Annotated in this window: 15 protein-coding genes; 12 read left to right on the plus strand and 3 right to left on the minus strand. The window is 64.5% G+C overall.

What is annotated here, in order from left to right; translation table 11 throughout:
• Nucleotides 1-42 precede the first annotated feature (42 nt).
• The gene (locus tag IDH44_RS06395; protein WP_190915832.1) at nt 43-2,808 is read left to right on the plus strand and encodes a TPM domain-containing protein; all 2,766 of its coding nucleotides are present in this window, start codon (nt 43-45) and stop codon (nt 2,806-2,808) included.
• A gap of 192 nt (nt 2,809-3,000) precedes the next feature.
• Here the strand turns inward: IDH44_RS06395 and IDH44_RS06400 are convergent, their stop codons facing one another.
• Nucleotides 3,001-3,468 carry a GNAT family N-acetyltransferase gene (locus IDH44_RS06400; protein WP_190915834.1) on the minus strand — a complete coding sequence of 156 codons (468 nt, stop codon included), beginning with the start codon at nt 3,466-3,468 and terminating at the stop codon, nt 3,001-3,003.
• Between the two features lie 1,167 nt (nt 3,469-4,635).
• Here IDH44_RS06400 and IDH44_RS06405 point away from each other — a divergent pair.
• The 5 genes from IDH44_RS06405 to IDH44_RS06425 all read left to right on the plus strand — a co-directional run bounded on the left by IDH44_RS06405 (nt 4,636) and on the right by IDH44_RS06425 (nt 10,016).
• Nucleotides 4,636-5,802 (plus strand): glycerate kinase, encoded by a 1,167-nt coding sequence (locus IDH44_RS06405; RefSeq protein WP_190915836.1) that lies wholly within the window; start codon nt 4,636-4,638, stop codon nt 5,800-5,802.
• Nucleotides 5,802-7,067 carry a CdaR family transcriptional regulator gene (locus IDH44_RS06410; RefSeq protein ID WP_190915838.1) on the plus strand — a complete coding sequence of 422 codons (1,266 nt, stop codon included), beginning with the start codon at nt 5,802-5,804 and terminating at the stop codon, nt 7,065-7,067. The genes IDH44_RS06405 and IDH44_RS06410 overlap by 1 nt, the downstream gene beginning before the upstream one ends.
• A gap of 235 nt (nt 7,068-7,302) precedes the next feature.
• Complete coding sequence (locus IDH44_RS06415; RefSeq protein ID WP_190915840.1) at nt 7,303-8,238, plus strand: MHYT domain-containing protein; 936 nt, start codon at nt 7,303-7,305, stop codon at nt 8,236-8,238.
• A gap of 217 nt (nt 8,239-8,455) precedes the next feature.
• On the plus strand, nt 8,456-8,944 hold the full coding sequence (locus IDH44_RS06420) for an RrF2 family transcriptional regulator (protein ID WP_190915842.1): 489 nt from the start codon (nt 8,456-8,458) through the stop codon (nt 8,942-8,944).
• A gap of 133 nt (nt 8,945-9,077) precedes the next feature.
• Nucleotides 9,078-10,016, plus strand: a complete 939-nt coding sequence (locus IDH44_RS06425) for an NAD(P)/FAD-dependent oxidoreductase (RefSeq protein WP_190915844.1) — start codon at nt 9,078-9,080, stop codon at nt 10,014-10,016.
• 290 nt (nt 10,017-10,306) lie between these two features.
• Here the strand turns inward: IDH44_RS06425 and IDH44_RS06430 are convergent, their stop codons facing one another.
• On the minus strand, nt 10,307-11,290 hold the full coding sequence (locus IDH44_RS06430; RefSeq protein WP_190915846.1) for an aldo/keto reductase: 984 nt from the start codon (nt 11,288-11,290) through the stop codon (nt 10,307-10,309).
• A 172-nt stretch (nt 11,291-11,462) separates the two neighbouring features.
• On the opposite strand from IDH44_RS06430, the gene IDH44_RS06435 reads away from it, so the two are divergent.
• The 4 genes from IDH44_RS06435 to IDH44_RS06450 all read left to right on the plus strand — a co-directional run bounded on the left by IDH44_RS06435 (nt 11,463) and on the right by IDH44_RS06450 (nt 15,992).
• Nucleotides 11,463-12,515 carry an AraC family transcriptional regulator gene (locus IDH44_RS06435; RefSeq protein ID WP_317890126.1) on the plus strand — a complete coding sequence of 351 codons (1,053 nt, stop codon included), beginning with the start codon at nt 11,463-11,465 and terminating at the stop codon, nt 12,513-12,515.
• Between the two features lie 168 nt (nt 12,516-12,683).
• Nucleotides 12,684-13,427: a sulfite exporter TauE/SafE family protein gene (locus IDH44_RS06440; protein ID WP_190915848.1), complete on the plus strand. Its 744-nt coding sequence runs from the start codon at nt 12,684-12,686 to the stop codon at nt 13,425-13,427.
• A gap of 13 nt (nt 13,428-13,440) precedes the next feature.
• Complete coding sequence (locus IDH44_RS06445; RefSeq protein ID WP_190915850.1) at nt 13,441-14,628, plus strand: cation:proton antiporter; 1,188 nt, start codon at nt 13,441-13,443, stop codon at nt 14,626-14,628.
• Nucleotides 14,629-14,759: 131 nt separating this feature from the next.
• The gene (locus tag IDH44_RS06450; protein ID WP_190915852.1) at nt 14,760-15,992 is read left to right on the plus strand and encodes an aminopeptidase; all 1,233 of its coding nucleotides are present in this window, start codon (nt 14,760-14,762) and stop codon (nt 15,990-15,992) included.
• Nucleotides 15,993-16,372: 380 nt separating this feature from the next.
• On the opposite strand, the gene IDH44_RS06455 is transcribed toward IDH44_RS06450, so the two are convergent.
• A complete protein-coding gene (locus tag IDH44_RS06455) occupies nt 16,373-16,816 on the minus strand; it encodes an Hsp20/alpha crystallin family protein (protein ID WP_190915854.1) in 444 nt (147 codons plus the stop codon).
• Between the two features lie 371 nt (nt 16,817-17,187).
• On the opposite strand from IDH44_RS06455, the gene IDH44_RS06460 reads away from it, so the two are divergent.
• Nucleotides 17,188-17,841, plus strand: coding sequence for an SRPBCC family protein (locus IDH44_RS06460; RefSeq protein WP_190915856.1), 654 nt, complete (start codon nt 17,188-17,190; stop codon nt 17,839-17,841).
• 3 nt (nt 17,842-17,844) lie between these two features.
• Nucleotides 17,845-18,174, plus strand: a complete 330-nt coding sequence (locus tag IDH44_RS06465; RefSeq protein WP_190915858.1) for an ArsR/SmtB family transcription factor — start codon at nt 17,845-17,847, stop codon at nt 18,172-18,174.
• Nucleotides 18,175-18,218: the final 44 nt, after the last annotated feature.

The following is an 18,218-nucleotide window of genomic DNA, read 5'->3' on the forward strand; positions in this document are numbered from 1 at the left end:
GAAAATCAGTGCTGCTGGACAACGGTAAGGGAGACATCGACCATGACAACAAGCATCACCCGGTTGCGGGCCAGCACGGCAGCGCTCTTGCTCGTCGCCGCTCTTGTGCTGGGATGGGCCGCCGGCGCAGCCGCCCAGGATCTGCCGAATAATCTGGGGCGCGTCCAGGACCGGGCCTGGCTGCTCACCGCCGAGTCGAAGCAAGCGCTCAAAAAAGCAGCAGTCGAAGGACCGCTCCACTACTATATCCTGACTATCGCCAGCCTGGACGGCCGCGAGCCGGATGCCTACGCCACAGCGGTCTACAATGCCTGGGGACTGGAAGCGCGCGACGTGCTGATCGTCATCGCCGAGACCGAACGCCGGATCGAGCTGAACTTCGCCAACGCCGAGCTGCAGGCTGCCATCGATCAGCTGCCGGACGACTATGACCGGGACGGCGACCGGTCGGAGTCCGGCATCACGGAAGTCGTGGACCGCCACTTCATCCCGCACGCCCGCGAAGGCGACTTTGCCGCGGCCAGTCTGGCGCTGATGGACGCCGTCAATACGATCGGCGGCGCGCTGGCCGAGCCGGCTGCCACCGAAGCGGCCGCAGCGCCGCCTGTACCCGACGCCCGGGAAGACGGCCAAAAAGCAGCGAGCGAAGCCGCGCCTGCCGAGCGGGAGACCATGAACATCCCGGCAGTGTGGGCCGGCTTCAAGGCCAAGATCGCTGCATTCCTCGGCTGGCTGGGGCGTACGATCCTCAAGGTGCTGGCCGGCTGGCTCGTCCTGTGGCTCGGCTACCGGCTGCTGCGCGGCCTCTACTACAAGCGCCGTCTCGCCGCGCTGCAGGGCAAGCTGCGCGCGCAGATGGCCGAGCTGGCGCAGGCGCTGGACGGAGTCTCGCCGCTGACCGAGCTCAGCAAGGGCCTGACGGCCGGACAGGCGCGCCAGACGAAGCAGGCGCTGGCCGAGCTGCTCATCGAGGCCGAGGCCCGATCGCGCGAGCTGGGTGAGCTGCGCATCTTCATCCTGCGCATGGGCGCGCTGCAGCAAGCGCGGACGACCTACGCGGAAGCAACCGAGCAGCTCGCTGCGCGCGGCGCGGAGCTGCTCCGTGCCGCCGCCGACCTGCGCGACGCCGAGCAACTGATCGGTCCGCTGCTCGCCGAGCTCGCCGAGACCGTCGCCGCTGCCCGGCGCCTGCTCGAAGCGCTGGCCGCCAGGCTGGACAGTCCGCTCGCACAGCCGTCCCGCGAGGTCGAACGATTCGCCGCGGCGCTCGAGCGCATCAAGGCCAAGGCCGTATTCGACCCTGTGCAGGCGCTGACCGGGGGCGCGAATGCCAAGACGGAAGCAGCGGCCCTCATCGCACGTCTCGAAGAGCTGGAGCAGTACCGGATACGCGCCGAGGCCTATCCGCAGCAAGCCGAGCTCGCGATTCGCACCTTTACGGCGACGATCGACCGCTATTATCTGCATCGCATTGCCGTCGATCCGCACGCGATGATAGCTGACAGCCGGGAGGCGATGGAGCGGATGCAGCGTGCGCTGCGGGCAGGCAATCTGAGCGAAACGGCCGCCCAGTGGCGCGAAGCCGAAAGTCTGCTGGAGCAAGCCGTCTACCTGATCGAGCGGCAAGCCGAGCTGCGTACGCGCAATCGCGCAGCCGTGGAGACGCTGGAGCTCGGCGGCGCGCAGACGCAGGACCGCCTGACGCTGCTGGAAGACGATCTGAGGCGCGTCGCCAGGACGTATGTGCGCGAACAGTGGGAGCCGATCGAGCGAACCTACAAAAACGCCTGCGCCGAGTTGGAGCGCTGGCGCGAACGCCTGGCGGAGAGCAAGTCCTGGACAAGCGACGAGCGTCAGCTGTTCGAGCAGGCGCGAGACGCGCTCGAGGCCTTGACGGTGACGCTGGGAGAGCTGGCCGACACACTCCAGGACTGCACCGATGCCATCGCCCGTCTGGACGGGCGGCTGGAGACGCTGACGACCCGGTTCCGCGAGGACACCGCGCGCTGTGCCGGCTATCTCGCCGATGCGGACAAGGAACGTCTGCTCTGGCGGCAGCGCCCGCAGCTGGAGAGGCTGCATGCGCGCATCGAGCAAGACAATCAGACGCTCGAGACCAGATTGGCGATCAGGCCGGCGGACCTCGACCAGCTGGAGGATCTGGAGCTGCGCGGTCACGATCGGATGAACAGCTTCCTCGATCAGTTAGCCGATCTGGATGTCTTGCGACAGGAAGCGATTCAGGCGCTGGAGCGCATCAATGACGCGTTCCGCACCGCCTACCGGCGTGCGCGCCGGTATATCGCCTCGGCCTCCTCGGTCAAAAAACAGTTTCGCCAGCTGCGGCAGGAGCTCGTCTTCGCCGTAGACAACGGACGCTACGAAGAGACCGCAGCGCTGATCCGGCAAATTGAAGAATTGCTCGAGATGTTAACCGAAGCCTACGAGGCGGGTGAGGAGCAGGCGCGGCAAGAAGCGGCGCTTCGCAGGCAGGAAGCAATCGCGCGCACGCAGGAACGCGCTGCCCGTGCCGCAGAGCGAGCTCGCATCATCGAGATTCGGAGCCATCACCATCATCACCATTCCGGCGGCGGCTGGTTCTCCTCCGGCAAGCGCGGCGCTTCGGGCGGAGGCGGAGGTTTTTGGAGCGGCCGGTCATCCGGCTCCTCCCGCTCGTCCGGCTCCTCTACGCACTCTTCCGGCGGTTCCAACTGGTCGGGCGGCTCCTCCGGCTCCAGCTCGAGTGGCGGCTCTTCGTTCGGCGGCGGCTCCTCCGACAAAAATTCCTCCGGCGGCTCCAACTGGTAGCGTGTCCGGAGTAGGGTCCGGACATGCCAAAGCAGGCTCCGAAGCTCGCGAAGCGTTCGCGACATTCGGGGCCTGCCTGGTGAATCAGCGCGATGGTGCGTGCCTCGCAGCCCGGCATTAGCGTATGGCCGCAGATTCCATTGGCTCACCCGCCTCTGGGCTGAGATGCAGCTCCCATCGCCTTGCCCGGGGCTAGCGTCCGGCGGGCGGGTGCAGCTCCATCGCTTCGCCCGCCGGCTCAAAGCCGTGACGGGCGTAAAAATCGCGGGCCCGCTTGCTCGGCCACACCACCAAAAATTCAATATGATTTTCCTTGGCCCACTGCTTGACCGCCTCGACCAAATAGCCGCCGATGCCGCGCGAGCGAAAATCCGGATCAGTATACACATTGGTCAAATATCCGTACGGATACGTCGTGCGCCCCGGTCGCGGCACCTTGTCCACGAGCTGGACGTAGACATGCGCAGCCAGAAGGCCGTCCTGATCGGCTACCCAGATCAGCCAGCGACCGCCGTGAATCGCTTCTTTTAGGAAGGCCCGGCATTCCGTCGCAAACAGCTCAAATTCGTCGCGCGTCTCCGGCTTGTCCTCCACGGTGAATTCCCAGCGCATCAGGATCAACGCCTCGATATCCGACTCCTCGGCCCATCTGATCTTCATCCTTATCACCTGCTCTTGCTTGCTCTGCCGGCCTCGCGGCGCGGCCTGTTGCCCTTCTCTTATACGCAGCCGGATGCCCGTTCGTTTCGGCCTTACAATTATAGGCCGAAACCCGCCGGTCCCGCTATGAGCCTCCGGATACAAATTACACAGCGGCGTTTTTGTCCACACGACCTGCCGTCGAAGGTCCGGCGTCCGTGTCGGCTTAGGATCCTTCAGGCGGGCAAACGGACGCACCCCAGCTAACGGTTGCCAGCGCGCTTATTTCGATCAATTTCAGGCGATTTCCAGGCTAGCGGTTGCCACAGCGCTTATTTGGCCAAGATCGCGTCTTTTCAATGGATTTCAAGAAAATAAGACCTGTGGCAACCGTTACAATTCAATCGGCGCTTTTTTGGGCGCAATAGCCGCTGTGGCAACCGTTAGGTTCGTTGGCCGATGGTGAAGGGATAAGGACGGTTTCAATCGCACCAGGTTATTCTGTCATGGACACTTAGATTGAGCGTACCGTTGCCACAGTGGCTAATAGGCCTGAAGATGCCCCACCCTCATGGTGACGGCTGTCGCAGGGAGCAGCGTGGCTCGGATGCAGCCCGCTGGGCGCGGGGCCGAGCCGCCGAGCTCGGGGCATGCCGCTGGGCGCGGGGCAACGCCACTACTGGCGACGGCTGTAACGGACATCAGCGACGCTTAGAGCATCAATCGAACGCGCGCCCCGTTTTAACGGTCACCAGCGACGCTTAGCGGCCATTTTCACCACTGACACAGCCCATAATTCCCGCTAAGCGTTCCCTAAGTCCATTAGAGCGTGTATGAAGTCAAATAACGGCGCTAAGCGTCTCCCTTGTCCGTTACAGCCGATTGTCCCGCATCGCGAATTATCTTATTGGTCATAATGCACAAAATCATTCGTTTTTATCACGAATTATTTATTTGAAATGAATAAAGACATAACGCGCGCGATCCTCTAGAATGGAGGTAACCCATGCTATTCGCAAACCATACTATTCAAAAGCGTATATTTTTCGCAATCGCACTACTATTTTCAGTCGCATGTGATTCGCAATTGTAATATTATTCGCATGCGCAATACGATTCGCATGCGCATACTATTTGCTGGCACATACCATGGGTGATCGCATGCAACATACAAAGGAGGACACTGCAATGAAATTCGTAATTGCCACCGATTCTTATAAAGGAAGCCTGACGTCCATCGAAGCCGGCGAGACGATGGCCGATGCGATCCGCGAGGAGCTGCCGGCGGCGGAGATCGTCGTCGTGCCGATGGCGGACGGCGGCGAGGGCACTGTCGCGTCGATCGTGCATGCGACCGGCGGCACGTACATGCCGGTCCGCGTGTGCGGACCGCTCGGCGAGCCGGTCGACGCCGGCTGGGGCCGGAGCGGCGCGGAACCAGCAACTGCCGTGCTGGAGACCGCGAGCGCGGCCGGGCTGCCGATGGTGCCGGAGGATCGCCGCAATCCGCTGCATACGACCTCGCGCGGACTGGGCGAGCTGATGCTGGACGCGCTGGACAGCGGCATGCGCACCTTCATCGTCGGGCTCGGCGGCAGCGCGACCAATGACGGCGGCATGGGCATGCTGACCGCGCTCGGGGCGCGCTTCACGGATGCGCAAGGCAAAGCGCTCGCGGGCTACGGCCGCGAGCTCGGCCGCGTAGCCGCAGTCGACTACGCCGGACTCGATCCGCGGCTGCGCGAATGCCGCCTGATCGCCGCCTCCGACGTCACCAATCCGCTGTGCGGCCCGGACGGCTGCGCCCATGTATTCGGCCCGCAGAAGGGCGCCGATCCTGCCACCGTGGCGGCGCTGGACGAGGCGATGCGCGGCTACGCTGCGCTGGTCGAGGCGCATCTGGGCCATACGTACGCCGCACAGCCCGGCAGCGGCGCAGCCGGGGGGCTCGGCTTCGGGCTGCGCACGCTCGGCGCCGAGCTCGTGCCGGGCGCACAGCTCGTCGGCGAAGCGGTAAGGCTGGCCGAGCATGTGCGGGGCGCCGACTGGGTGCTGACCGGCGAGGGGATGAGCGATGCGCAGACGCTGCAGGGCAAGCTGCCCGCCCATGTGGCGGAGGTCGCCCGCGACGCGGGAGCCGGCTGCCTGCTGCTCTCCGGGGCGATCGGCGCGGACGCGGACGCGCTGCTCGCCCGGTTCGACGGCTGCTTCGCGGCAGTGGCCCGTCCGGCGGAGCTCGCGACCTGCATGCGCGAGGCGCAGGTGAATGTCGATCGCACCGCCCGATCGATCGCACGCCTTATCAAGCGGGCCTCACAACCAACCTCGCAATCGGCTACGCCCGAGCAGCCGTGATGCTGACACCGGAGCTGGCCCGCGAGATCGTACGCGAGACGATGGAGCGCGTGCAGTGGAATATTAATATGATGGACGTCTCGGGCACGATCATCGCCAGCGGCACGCCGGAGCGGATCGGCGAGTGCCACCCCGGGGCGGCGCTCGCCGTACGCAGCGGCGAAGCGGTGCGGATCGACCTGCCGGCCGCGCAATGGGGCAAGTCGCAGGCGGGGATCAATCTGCCGGTCGCTTGCGGCGGCCGCATCGTCGGCGCGGTCGGGATCACGGGCGCGCCGGAGACGATCGAGCCCGTGAGTGCGCTCGTACGCATGACCGCCGAGCTGATGCTGCGCCAGGCGCAGCTGGCGCGACAGCTCGAGAGCCGGCGCCGCGGTCTGGACCGGCTGCTCGCAGAGCTGCTGCGCGAGGCCCCGGATCGCGTGGTTGCGGCCGAGCAGGCCGCCGCGCTCGGCGTGCGCGTGCCGCTGCCGAGCCGCGTCGTCGAGCTGGCGCTGAGCGGCGAGGCGCGCGCGACGGACGAGCTGCGGACGCGGCTGGAGCGGCTGCCCGAGCTCGCGGACGCACTATGCGGCGAGCCCGCGCCGCAGCGGCTGACGCTGCTGCTGCCGGCGGCGCTTGAAGAAGGCGGGGGCAACGCGTATGCCGATCTCGAGGCGGAGGGCGCCGAGACGGCCGTCGTCGCGACAGTGCGACGACGGCTGACGGAGCTGCTGCGCCGGGCCGGAGCCGATGCGCGCTGTCGCGCGGGCGTCAGCGCACCGGTGCGCGACCTGGCGCAGCTGCCGATCGGCAGTGACGAGGCGCGCGCCGCGCTGGCAGTATCCGCGCATGCCGAGGCGCACACTTCCGGCGCATCTTCCCTCGCCTTGGCGCGCGGCGCCAAGCCGCCGGGCGACCAGGAGTCGGATCGCGCCGCACAGGCCCGCACCGGCGAGCCCGGCGTCGTCTTCTACCGCGAGGTCGAGGGCCCGGCAATGCTTCGCCTTATCCCCGCTGCGCACCGCAGCCGGCTGGCCGCCAGATTTGCAGATCCGGCGGCGTGGTCCGAGGAGCTGCGGCTGACGTTAGCCGCCTATTTCGCAGCGGATCTCAACGCCGCCCAAGCCTCCAGAGCGCTCGGCGTGCATCGCAATACGGTGCTTTACCGACTCGAGCAATGCCGCCGGCAGCTCGGCTACAATCCCGAGCGCTTTGGCGACGCCTGGCTGCTTCAAGCGCTGCTGTGGCTGGGAGAAGACGAGACGACGAACCCCGGGCGCTGACCTTAACCGCTCCCCCCGACCGCCGAATCCCCCCGCTCTCTGCCGCTCTGCTGGCCTCAGGCAGTACCCGAGTGGGTGTACGACCGTCGAAGTGCTCGACATCTGGCTCGCCTGATCAACTTGCAAGAGCGGATGCTTCGTCGCGCAGCGCGCTTTGTGCTATAATTTGGATATGACTACTTCGAAAACCTCTGCGACGCTTCCGCGGCCTCAGGCTGCGCATGGAACGGTGATTTTGAAGCGTCGTTCGCTGATCCGCGCGCTCGGCCCTATGCTGATCTGGGCCGCGGCTATTGCACTGATCTTCTATCTGGCGATGATGGCGCTCATACTGGCCGGGCCCATTGCGGACGGCCGGCACATCTTGAACAGGGGCGGCCGATCGACGGTGCATCTCATTACCGCGACCGTGTTCGTGCTGTCCGCGATTGTGCTGTGGTCGACGGCTCTCTACCGCTTCCTCCGCACGCCAGCGCGCCTCTGCCTGACTTCGGCGCAGCTGCGCTACTCCCGGGGGAAGCGCGAGATTACCGTGAACTTCGCCGAATTGACCGGCGTCGTACAGCGCTTCAAGATTCCGCGATACAACAGTCTGGTCTGGCTCCATGACTACCGGCTGCACACACCGGAGGGCGTCGTTCGGCTCGATCTCACCTACCTGCGGGATGCGCATCTGCTCGAGCAGCGGCTGCGCCGCCGCAATGAGCGACTGACCGCACAGGCTATCGAGGCACTGCGACGCGAGGCCAGACAGCGCGCGGGCCAGACGGGCGTCTTGGCGGGGCATGCGCCCCACACTCGAGACGGTCAGCGTCTGGATGATCTGCCGATTCCCTACAGGCGGAACCGCCGCAGGCAGCTGGAGTTCGACTTTGCGCGCGGCGAGCTGCGCTTGTCCTCGCGCACGCGCATTGGACTCGGCGAGCTCGCGCGCATCGCCGTGGACTGTACCGCGACGCGCGCCAACGGGGGCGGCCGCGAGCTCGTCTTCCATCTCACGGAAGGCCGGCGGCAAATCCGCAAGACCAAAAATTACGCCTTCGACGATCCGGAGTGGAACGCTCTGTTGCTCGGCCTGCAGCTGGCCGCCCTGCAGCTCGGTATTCCGCTGGACTACATCGTGCCCGCCAATAGGCCGCTGGCCAGCGCACGCATGTCTCCTTCCGGCTAGATAGGGGGCATGGAGCCGATCCTCCCAATCATCCCGGTCGGCCCGGTCATCCCGTCCTTGACGGCGCAAAAAAACAATGGGTTGCACAATTTCTGCCCTTCGGTTATTATGGATACTAACAATCCACAATTCAAACCGTATAGGGTTGCGGGACATGCCGGGCCGCATGGTCGCGGGACATGCCGGATAGAATACCAAAGAGGAGGTTGCCGTTCAGATGCAATATTCCAAAAGCACCGACTACGCCCTGCATGCGTTGATCCATCTGGCGCAAGCCGAGGGCCGCGAGAATATCGGCATCAAGCCGCTCGCGCACAGCCTCGGCGTCTCCGAAAGCTATCTGTCCAAAATCATGTCCAAGCTGCGCCAGGACGGACTGGTCCGCTCGGTCACCGGCGTCAAGGGCGGTTACGAGCTGGCGCGCCCGCCGCGCGATATCACCTTCCTGGACGTCATCCAGGTGATCGAGGGACGGCAGGAGCTGTATGTCTGCTCGAATCTGGACTCCAAGCAGCATCGCACCTACTTCGCCGGTCCCGACGAGGCGCCGCCGCAGCGCCATGATCAGTGTCTCGTCAAAAGGGTGATGGATGGCGCGCAGCAGCAAATGGACCGCTACCTGCGCGGGCACACGATTCAGACTGTGCTGGATGAGGCGGCCGCTGTTCGGAGTGAAGAATGCTCTTCGCGCCGGACACAGGCGTAGGGCGTGTAAGATGATTTGCTCTCTACGGAGATGGCTTGCATGCCCTGGCAATCGCACTGCCGTATTCCCCCGCGGCAGTTGCTTTATTGGCTGAATTATAGACAAAAACGATCCAAAAAGGAGATGTTGAACCATGCCTAACCACCACCCTGAAAACGTGCTCGACGCCGTCATCGTCGGCGGAGGACCGGCCGGCCTGAGCGCCGCGCTCGTGCTCGGCCGCGCCCGCAAGCACGTCGCCGTCATCGACGAGGGCAAGCCGCGCAATGCGGTAACCGGCTCGACGCACGGCTTCCTCACCCGCGATCCGATCCCTCCGCAGGAGCTGCGGCGGATCGCCGCCGAGCAGCTCGGCCAGTACCCGTCGGTGCGCCTCGTCGCAGATACCGTGTCCGCGCTGACCGGCAGCGACGGCGCCTTCGCAGTCACGACTGCCCAGGGTCAGACGTATCGGGCGCGCAAGGTGCTGCTCGCCGCCGGAATGAAGGACGCGCCCCTGCCCATCCCCGGCCTGGCCGAGGTGTACGGGCGAAGCGCGTTCGTCTGTCCGTTCTGCGACGGCTGGGAGCTGCGCGAGCGGCCGCTGGCCGTCCTCGCCAAGGGCGGGGACGCCATGCATCTGCTCAAGCTGCTAAAGGGCTGGTCGGAGACGCTCGCGCTCTGTACGAACGGGCCGTCCGAGCTGACCGATGAGCAAAAAGGCGAGCTGGCGCAACGCGGAATCCCCGTCTACGAGGCCCCGATCGCGCGCATCGACTCCCGGGACGGGCAGGCCCGGGGCATCGCGCTGGCGGACGGGACCGAGGTCGCATGTAAGGGCATCTTCTTCCGCTCGCAGCTGGTGCCGGGCGCCGGACTGGCGGAGGCGGCGGGCTGCGCGCATACCGAGCACGGCGCCGTCGAGGCCGATGCCACGGGCCAGACGAGCGTGCCCGGCATCTACAGCGCCGGCGACGCCGCCTCCGCCAGCCATCAGGCCATCGCGGCCGCCGCCAGCGGCTCGATGGCCGGCGCCGGCATCACGTTCGCGCTGAATGCGGAAGCGTGGCAGCGCGCGGGAGGCGCAGGCTAGCGCTGCCAGGCTTCCGCGCTCGCCTTCATTTCCGTCACGATCGCCTGGTAGTCCCTGGAGCCGACCACGCCGGCGACATAGTCGTCCCACTGCTCGATCGACATTTCCCCCATGACGACCTTGACGCGATTGTCGTTGAGGTCCTTGGTGATCGCGCCCCACGGTCGAAGTACGTCGGCGATTCCACGCCCCTATGCTCCGGAGCGTGCGCGCCGTGTGAACCTGCTAACGAAAAATACCTTCAGCCGCACGCCGCCGGGCATGCAGCTGAAGGTGCTTGCAGCTACCGCTTACAAATGGACGCCCTTCATCGACGCCTCCGCGTAGCGCTGGCCGGCGGCGGCGCCCTGCGGGGCAGCCGCATTGATCCGGGCGAGCTCGTCCGCAGTCAGCGCGATCTCCAGCGCGCCGACATTCTCCTCAAGGTAGGCGGCGCGCTTCGTCCCCGGAATCGGCACGAGGTCCTCGCCCTGCGCCAGCAGCCAGGCCAGCGCCAGCTGCGACGGCTTGACACCCTTGGCTGAGGCGATCTCCTCGACGCGCCGGACCAGCTCGAGATTTTTCTGGAAATTGGCGCCCTGGAAGCGCGGCGAATGCCGGCGGTAGTCGTCCTCCGCCAGGTCCTCGAAACGGCGGATCTGGCCCGTCAGGAAGCCGCGACCAAGCGGGCTATACGGTACGAAGCCGATGCCCAGCTCGCGGCAGAGCGGCAACACCTCGTCCTCGACATCACGGCTCCACAGGGAATATTCCGTCTGCAGCGCCGTAATCGGATGGACCGCATGCGCCCGACGGATCGTCGCCGGCGCGGCCTCGGACAGCCCGAGATGGCGAACCTTGCCCTCCTTGACGAGCTCGGCCATCGCGCCGACCGTCTCCTCGATCGGCGTATTCGGATCGACGCGGTGCTGGTAATAAAGGTCGATATGGTCCACGCCGAGCCGGCGCAGACTGGCCTCGCAGGCCGACTTGACGTATGCCGGCCGGCCGTCCACGCGCAGGAAGGCGCCGTCCGCGCCGCGCACATTGCCGAACTTGGTCGCCAGCACGACGCGCTCCCGCCTGCCCTTGAGCGCCTTGCCGAGCAGCTCCTCGTTGTGCCAAGGGCCGTACATGTCCGCCGTGTCCAGGAAGGTGACGCCGAGCTCCAGCGCCCGGTCGATCGTACGCAGCGCCTGCGCTTCGTCGCGTCCGCTGTAGAAGTCCGACATCCCCATGCAGCCGAGCCCGAGCGCGGAGACCTCCAATTGGTCGCCCAATGTTCTGTATTGCATCGTCTATCCCGCCTTTCCGCATAATGTCCTCGCCTTCTATTATCCCGCAATCGCGTGTCGGACGGTAGTCGATTCGTCGCATGTTCTTGCCTGATTCTCTCAGCTTGCTTACACGAGCGCGCGCGATGCCTTATACTAGAATGACCGACTACTTCGAACGGAGGGAACCGAATTGCCCGATTCCTTAGCCCAGCATCCGACTCCACCTGGCGCGAGCCGCGCGGTCGCCCGGACGCAGCCGTCTCAGACCGCAGCCGTCTCTGCCCCTGCGGCTGTATCTGGCCCCGCGGCTGTAGCTGTCCCTGAGGCCGTCTCTGCCGCCGCGCAATTGGCGGAGCTGGCGCAGCGCCTCGAGCGTCGTACCGGACGCGACGGCACGCACCCGACCGCGATTCCGCAGCTCGAGCTGATACGCAATACCGATGTCCGCGCCACCACGTTCACGCTCTATCAGCCGGCGGTCTGCCTCGTCGCCCAAGGCGCCAAGCAGGTCACCCTCGGCGAGGAGGCGTATACGTACGGCCCCGCCGACTACGCGGTCGTCTCCGTCGAGCTGCCGGTCTCCTCGCGGCTGGTCGAGGCCTCGACGGAGGCGCCGTATCTGGCGGTCAAGCTGAAGCTCGAGCCGCGTCTCCTCTGGGAAGCGCTGCGCGAGCCCGACCGCACCGCAGGCGCGGCCCGCGAATCGACGCGAGGCCTGTACGTCGACCGCGCTTCGCCGGAGCTGCTCGATGCCGCGCTGCGACTGGTGCGGCTACTGGATCAGCCCGAGGACATCGTCTACCTGGCACCGCTCGTCGTCCGCGAGCTCCTGTATCGGGTGATGTACGGCCCGCAGGGCAAGCGGCTCCGCGCGATGGCCCTGTCGGGGACGGCCGCGCAGCGAATCTCCGCCGTCATGCAGGAGATTCGCAGACGTTTCACGGAATCGCTGCATGTCGATCAGCTCGCACAGCTGGCCCATATGGGGACGTCCTCGCTGCACCGTCACTTCAAGGCGCTGACGGCGATGAGTCCGCTGCAGTATCAGAAGCAACTGCGGCTGCAGGAGGCGCGCCGCCTGCTGCTGACCGAGCCGACCGACGCCGCCGAGGCCGCCTTTCGAGTCGGCTACGAAAGTCCCTCTCAATTCAGCCGCGAGTACGCGCGCCTGTTCGGCCTGCCGCCAATTGCGGATACGAAGCGGCGGATTCAATCGCGGGCGGACGGGGAGACGCAGGAATGATCTTCAGGATCCCGCTCTACCTGATTCTTGGTTGGACCGCTTCAGCTGTTCTATATGGTGGCAAATCGGTGAAGCGCCGGTGATCGACGCGGCCCGTCCCCACTTTCCCGGCGCATTCATGCTATACTGGGCCATAGCGCATTCATTCCCCATTATAAAGGAGTCACCATGGACATCACGTATGTACAACTTAGCGTATTGGCCGCCTGCGCCGTGCTGATCGGCTTCTCCAAGACGGGCGTGCCGACGCTCGGCCTGTTCGTCGCGGCCATCATGGCGACGGTCTTCCCCGCGCGCGAATCGGTCGGCCTGATGCTGCCAATCCTGATCGTCGGCGACATCATCGCGATCGTCTATTATCGCCGCGCCGTCGTCTGGAAGCATCTGCTCACGCTGATGCCGTGGGTACTGATCGGCCTGGTCGCCGGCTACCTCGTCCTCGGCCGGATCGACAACGACGGGCTATCTACGCTGATCGGCTCGATCGTGCTCGCGCTGATCGTGCTGCACGTGTTCCGCGAGCGGCTGGAGACGTCGCTGAAATTCGCCTTCTCCAAGACACGCGCCTGGAGCGGCGGGCTCGGCGTGCTAGCCGGCTTCACTACGATGATCGGCAATGCGGCGGGCAGCATCATGTCGATCTATCTGCTCGCCAAGCGGATGGACAAAACGGCGTTTGTCGGCACCGGCGCGTTTTTCTTTTTTAGCGTCAATCTGATCAAGGTGCCGTTCAACGTCCATCTCGGCCTCGTCAACACCGAATCGCTGCTGCTCAACGCCTGGATGATCCCGGCGGTCGTCATCGGCGCGTTCAGCGGCTTCAAGGTGCTGCCGCTCATCCCGCAAAAGCACTTTCAGGTCATCGTGCTCGTGCTGGCGACGCTCGGCGGGCTCAATCTGATTTTGTTTTAAAGGAGGGTGCGACTTGTCCGCTCATCACATCCTGATTCTGCTGGCGATCGGCTACGTGCTCTATGTCGCGGATCGCATCCAAAGCCGCATCCCCGTGCCGCTGCTGCTCGTGCTGATCGGCATGGGCTGCGCGTATGTGCCGGTCTTCGCCGAAGTGGAGATCACGCGCGAGCTGCTGTTCGAAGGCTTGCTCCCTGCGCTGCTGTTCGTCTCGGCGTATCGCTTGTCCTTCTCCGCGCTGCGCCGCCACGGCGCCATGATCGGCCTGCTGAGCACGGCCGGCCTGCTGCTCACCGCGCTGCTGCTCGGCGGTCTGATCTGGCTCGTGCAGCCGCTCGCGGTGTCGCTCTCCTTCGCCGCCGCGCTAACGCTCGCCGCCGTCCTCACCCCCACCGATCCGGTGTCCGTCGTCGGCGTGCTGCGCAATTCGGACGTCAATCCGATGCTCGTTTCCGTCATCGAAGGCGAATCGATGATCAACGACGGCACGAGCGTCGTCGTGTTCGCCATCGCCTCCCGGCTCATGCTGGAGGGGGCGACCTTCACCGTCGGCGGGTTCGCGTGGCAGTTCGCGACGGTGTCGCTGGGCGGCGCGGCGATCGGGCTCGTCGTCGGCTGGCTGCTGGCGAAGAGCATCTACCTCACACCGCGCAAGGAGTACCAGGTAATGCTTAGCATTATCATTAGCTACGGCAGCTTTTATCTGGCCGAGGCGCTCGGCGCCTCCGGCGTGCTCGCCACCGTCGCGGCAGGCATCATGCTCGCCTGGGAGTTCCAGCGCTCGCGCACGGAGGCGCGGTACCGCGACAGTCTCGAGGGCTTCTGGAGCGTGGTCGATCCGAGCCTGACCTCGCTCGTCTTTCTGATCATCGGCATCGTCTCCGTCCAGTACATCGAATGGACGCAATGGCCGGCCATGCTGGGCATCTTCGCCGCCTCGCTGCTCGTCCGCTATATCGTCCTCTTGCTGCTGCTCGGTCCGGTCGGCGCCTGGCGGCGGGAGCTCAGCTGGCGCGGCTTCACCGTGCTGACGATGGCGGATGTGCGGGGCACGATGTCGGTCGTGCTGCTGCTGACGCTGACGACCGAATTGCCCGAGCGGCTGAGCGGGTTGCTGTCGCTGGCCTTCGGCGTCGTGCTGTGCTCGCTCGTGCTGCAGAGCGTGATCGTATACCCGCTGGCCCGCCTCGTGCGGCGCTGAATCAATCGGAATGCGGGTAGTTGCGGGTAGTCCCGTACGGCGCTGCGCCGACCAAGGTGCGGTTGACGAGCCGTGCGGATTTTTTGGGAACAGCTGTGGTAATATAAGTCCAAAAGGAGGGAATTCCCGCTATGAGCAAGCATGAAAAACAGTTAGCGAAATACGCCGAGCTGGCGGTCAAGGTCGGCATCAACATTCAGCCCGGACAGACGCTCGTCGTCACCGCCCCGATCGCAGCCGCGCCGTTCGTCCGGCTCGCCGCCCGCACCGCCTACGAAGGCGGCGCCAAAAACGTACATATCGAATGGAACGACGACCAGGTGACGCGCCTCAAGTACGAGCTCGCGCCGGACGAAGCGTTCCTGGAGTACCCGCGCTGGCGGGCGCAGGGCTGGGAGGAGATGGCCGAGGCCGGAGCAGCCTTCCTGTCCGTCGTCGCCTCCGACCCGGACCTGCTCAAGGGCATCGATCCGCAGCGCATCGCGAGCGCCAACAAGACAGCCGGCGAAGCGCTCAAAAAATGGCGCACGTATCCGATGTCCGACAAGGTAAGCTGGACCGTCGTCGCCGTGCCGTCGCCCGCATGGGCGGCGAAGGTATTCCCCGACCTGCCGGAGGGACAGCAGGAGGATGCGCTGTGGGATGCGATCTTCGCCGCCACGCGCGTCACCGCCGGCGATCCGGTCGAGGCCTGGGAGTCGCATCTGGGCACGCTGGACGCCAAGGCAGAGTACCTCAACGCGCGCAAGTATACGGCGCTGCGCTACACCGCGCCCGGCACCGATCTAACGGTCGGCCTCCCGGACGGTCACTACTGGATCAGCGCGGGCAGCGAGAACAAGGAAGGCACGCGCTTCGTCGCCAATATGCCGACCGAGGAAGTATTCACCGCGCCGCACAAGGACAAGGTGAACGGCAAGGTACACAGCACCAAGCCGCTCAGCTACGGCGGCACGCTGATCCGCGACTTCACGCTTGTCTTCAAGGACGGCAAGGTTGTCGATGTGGAAGCGGCGGAGGGCGCTGAGGTGCTGAAGCGGCTCGTCGAGACCGACGAGGGCGCCGCCCGGCTCGGCGAAGTCGCGCTCGTGCCACACCGCTCGCCGATCTCGGACACGAACCTGGTGTTCTACAACACGCTGTTCGACGAGAATGCCTCCTGCCACCTCGCGGTCGGCAACGCGTACGCCTTCTGCCTGGAGGGCGGCAAGGAAATGACGCAGGAGCAGCTCGCCGAGCGCGGGCTCAACGAGAGCATCGTTCACGTCGACTTCATGATCGGCTCGGCCGAGCTCGATATCGACGGCGTGCGTCCCGACGGCACGACCGAACCGGTCATGCGCAGCGGCAATTGGGCGATCTGAGATCGCGGTCATGCGCGGCGGCGGCTGGGTGATCTGGGCAGCCGGTCACGCGCGGCAGCGGCTGGCTCTATCGGACATTTTTGTCCGCTAGCGCGGCTATTCACGTAAAAAAATCCGGCTAACGGACGCTTTTGTCCGCTAGCCGGATGATCACACCGCCGCGCCTCGCGTTTTGCTGGCTAATGGACAAAAATGTCCGCTACAGCAAATAGTTCTCGATATTCAGATGCTAACGGACAAAAATGTCCGGCAGCGCGAGCGCAGTATTGCGATCCTCGCAATCCGACGTCAACACCGCTTCACGCCGGCGCTGGATCCGCGCCAGTTCGGCTTCGCGCGCAGCTTGAGCATCAGGCGGCTTCGCGCAGTCCAAGCAACCTTTACTGGATGTCAATCTGCCGCGCCTGCTTGACCGCCTCGGCCACCTTCGGTACCTCAAGCTTCAGTACGCCGTTCTCCAGCTTGGCGGCAATGCGATCCTCGTCAATGTTGTCCGCATAAAAGCGGCGCATATACTGGCCGTGGTAGCGCTCCGAGCGCAGCACGCGATCCTGATCGTCCTTCGCTTCCTCGCTGACCTTACGCTCGGCCCGGATCGTCAGATAGCCGTCCTCGTAGGTTACCTTAATGTCTTCCTTCGCAAAACCCGGCAGCTCGGCTTCAATGAAATATGCGCCTTCGGTCTCGCGAATATCCGTGGACAGCGAGCGCGTGCGGCCCGTCGTCAGCGCGCCGAAGGGACGCTCGAATATAGGGGTAAAGGAGCTGAGCATGTCCCCGAGTGGCACGTCGTTCCGCTTGCGATAAGTGACCAGATTAAACATACGTCATTCCTCCTAATATTAAGTAGAATTGAGATTTCGGAAACGATCCGACCGCCATCCTGCGTCGATCACATCGTTCGTTGGCTTTATTATACGGCGCTTCTGCTCAGCTGCTCAAACCTCATAAAGCGCGATATTTACCCGAAATTGGCCAAAATCAGCGATTTCATTAACCTTATCGCCCTCAATCTTTGACTTTGACTTTCTTTGACTTTTTATTGATTTTTATATTTGCTGACCAGTTTTATATACGGACAACTTGCCCATTTTATAAATTGACACTTGGTTTGCTTTTGTATATTGACAACTTGCCCATCTTTATATAAGTTATTACTTATATAAACTGAATCTTATATAAGGGAGCGACTGGAATGTCCATTGATTTCGAAAAAAGTCTGGGCGCCGTGACGCGCACCGTATCGGAGGAGCAGCAAAGAGAAGGGAAGCCGGTGCGCCGCGTTACGCTGGAGCGAACCTACGCCACGACGGCAAACGATCTGTGGGACGTGGTGACGAACCCCGAACGATTAAAGCGGTTTTTCGCGCCGGTGACCGGCGAACTCAAGCTGGGCGGACGCTTTCAGATCGAGGGCAATGCAGCCGGCACGGTTACGACATGCGAACCGACGCAGTATTTCGCTGCCACGTGGGAGTTCGCCGGCGACGTGAGCTGGATCGAGGTGCGAATCGCGCCCGAAGGCGAGGCACGCTGCCGGATTGCGCTGTCTCACATCTGTCCAATCAATGCGCACTGGGCGCAATTTGGTCCTGGCGCGACCGGGGTAGGCTGGGACCTGAGCCTGCTCGGTCTGGGAGCCTATCTGGCGGACACGGCGTTCGAGCCTTCCGAAGGACAAGCCATGCTGATGTCGGAAGCGGGCATGGCCTTCATCGTCGGCGCTTGCCAGCAGTGGGGACAGGCCGCGGCTGCTGCGGGCGAGCCCGCTGAACAGGCCGAAGCGGCCGCCGCACGCACGACCGCCTTCTACACCGGCGGTGCTGCCGGGGAGCGGCAGGAGGACTAGGCGATGCACGCATTCGATGTGCTCGGCGATCCGGTCCGGCGCCGCATCCTGGAATTGCTCGGTACCGGCGAACAACGCTCAGGCGCGCTCGTAGACGTCATTCGAGGGGAGTTCGGCATTACCCAGGCTGCCGTCTCGCAGCACTTGCGGGTGCTGCGGGAGAACGGCTTTGCCCGCGTGCGAGTCGACGGGCCCCGGCGCATCTACACGGTGGACGCCGCTCCATTACAAGAGGTGGACGCCTGGCTGAGCCGCTTCCGCGCCTTCTGGGAGCCTGCGCTGGACGCCATCGAGCTGGAGATCGCCAGAGGCAAAAAAGAGCGCGGCGAGTAAGTCGCAAGCCGCTCCCTTAACGGCCGGACACCGCATGTGGCCTG

Source organism: Paenibacillus sabuli, assembly GCF_014705605.1.
Classification (GTDB): Bacteria; Bacillota; Bacilli; order Paenibacillales; family Paenibacillaceae; genus Paenibacillus_D; species Paenibacillus_D sabuli.

Bases quoted from the DNA above. Each gene is read 5' to 3' on its own strand.
- IDH44_RS06395 (WP_190915832.1), top strand. From the start codon at position 43: ATGACAACAAGCATCACCCGGTTGCGGGCCAGCACGGCAGCGCTCTTG.
- IDH44_RS06400 (WP_190915834.1), bottom strand. From the start codon at position 3,468: ATGAAGATCAGATGGGCCGAGGAGTCGGATATCGAGGCGTTGATCCTG.
- IDH44_RS06405 (WP_190915836.1), top strand. From the start codon at position 4,636: ATGAAATTCGTAATTGCCACCGATTCTTATAAAGGAAGCCTGACGTCC.
- IDH44_RS06410 (WP_190915838.1), top strand. From the start codon at position 5,802: ATGCTGACACCGGAGCTGGCCCGCGAGATCGTACGCGAGACGATGGAG.
- IDH44_RS06420 (WP_190915842.1), top strand. From the start codon at position 8,456: ATGCAATATTCCAAAAGCACCGACTACGCCCTGCATGCGTTGATCCAT.
- IDH44_RS06425 (WP_190915844.1), top strand. From the start codon at position 9,078: ATGCCTAACCACCACCCTGAAAACGTGCTCGACGCCGTCATCGTCGGC.
- IDH44_RS06430 (WP_190915846.1), bottom strand. From the start codon at position 11,290: ATGCAATACAGAACATTGGGCGACCAATTGGAGGTCTCCGCGCTCGGG.
- IDH44_RS06440 (WP_190915848.1), top strand. From the start codon at position 12,684: ATGGACATCACGTATGTACAACTTAGCGTATTGGCCGCCTGCGCCGTG.
- IDH44_RS06450 (WP_190915852.1), top strand. From the start codon at position 14,760: ATGAGCAAGCATGAAAAACAGTTAGCGAAATACGCCGAGCTGGCGGTC.
- IDH44_RS06455 (WP_190915854.1), bottom strand. From the start codon at position 16,816: ATGTTTAATCTGGTCACTTATCGCAAGCGGAACGACGTGCCACTCGGG.
- IDH44_RS06460 (WP_190915856.1), top strand. From the start codon at position 17,188: ATGTCCATTGATTTCGAAAAAAGTCTGGGCGCCGTGACGCGCACCGTA.
- IDH44_RS06465 (WP_190915858.1), top strand. From the start codon at position 17,845: ATGCACGCATTCGATGTGCTCGGCGATCCGGTCCGGCGCCGCATCCTG.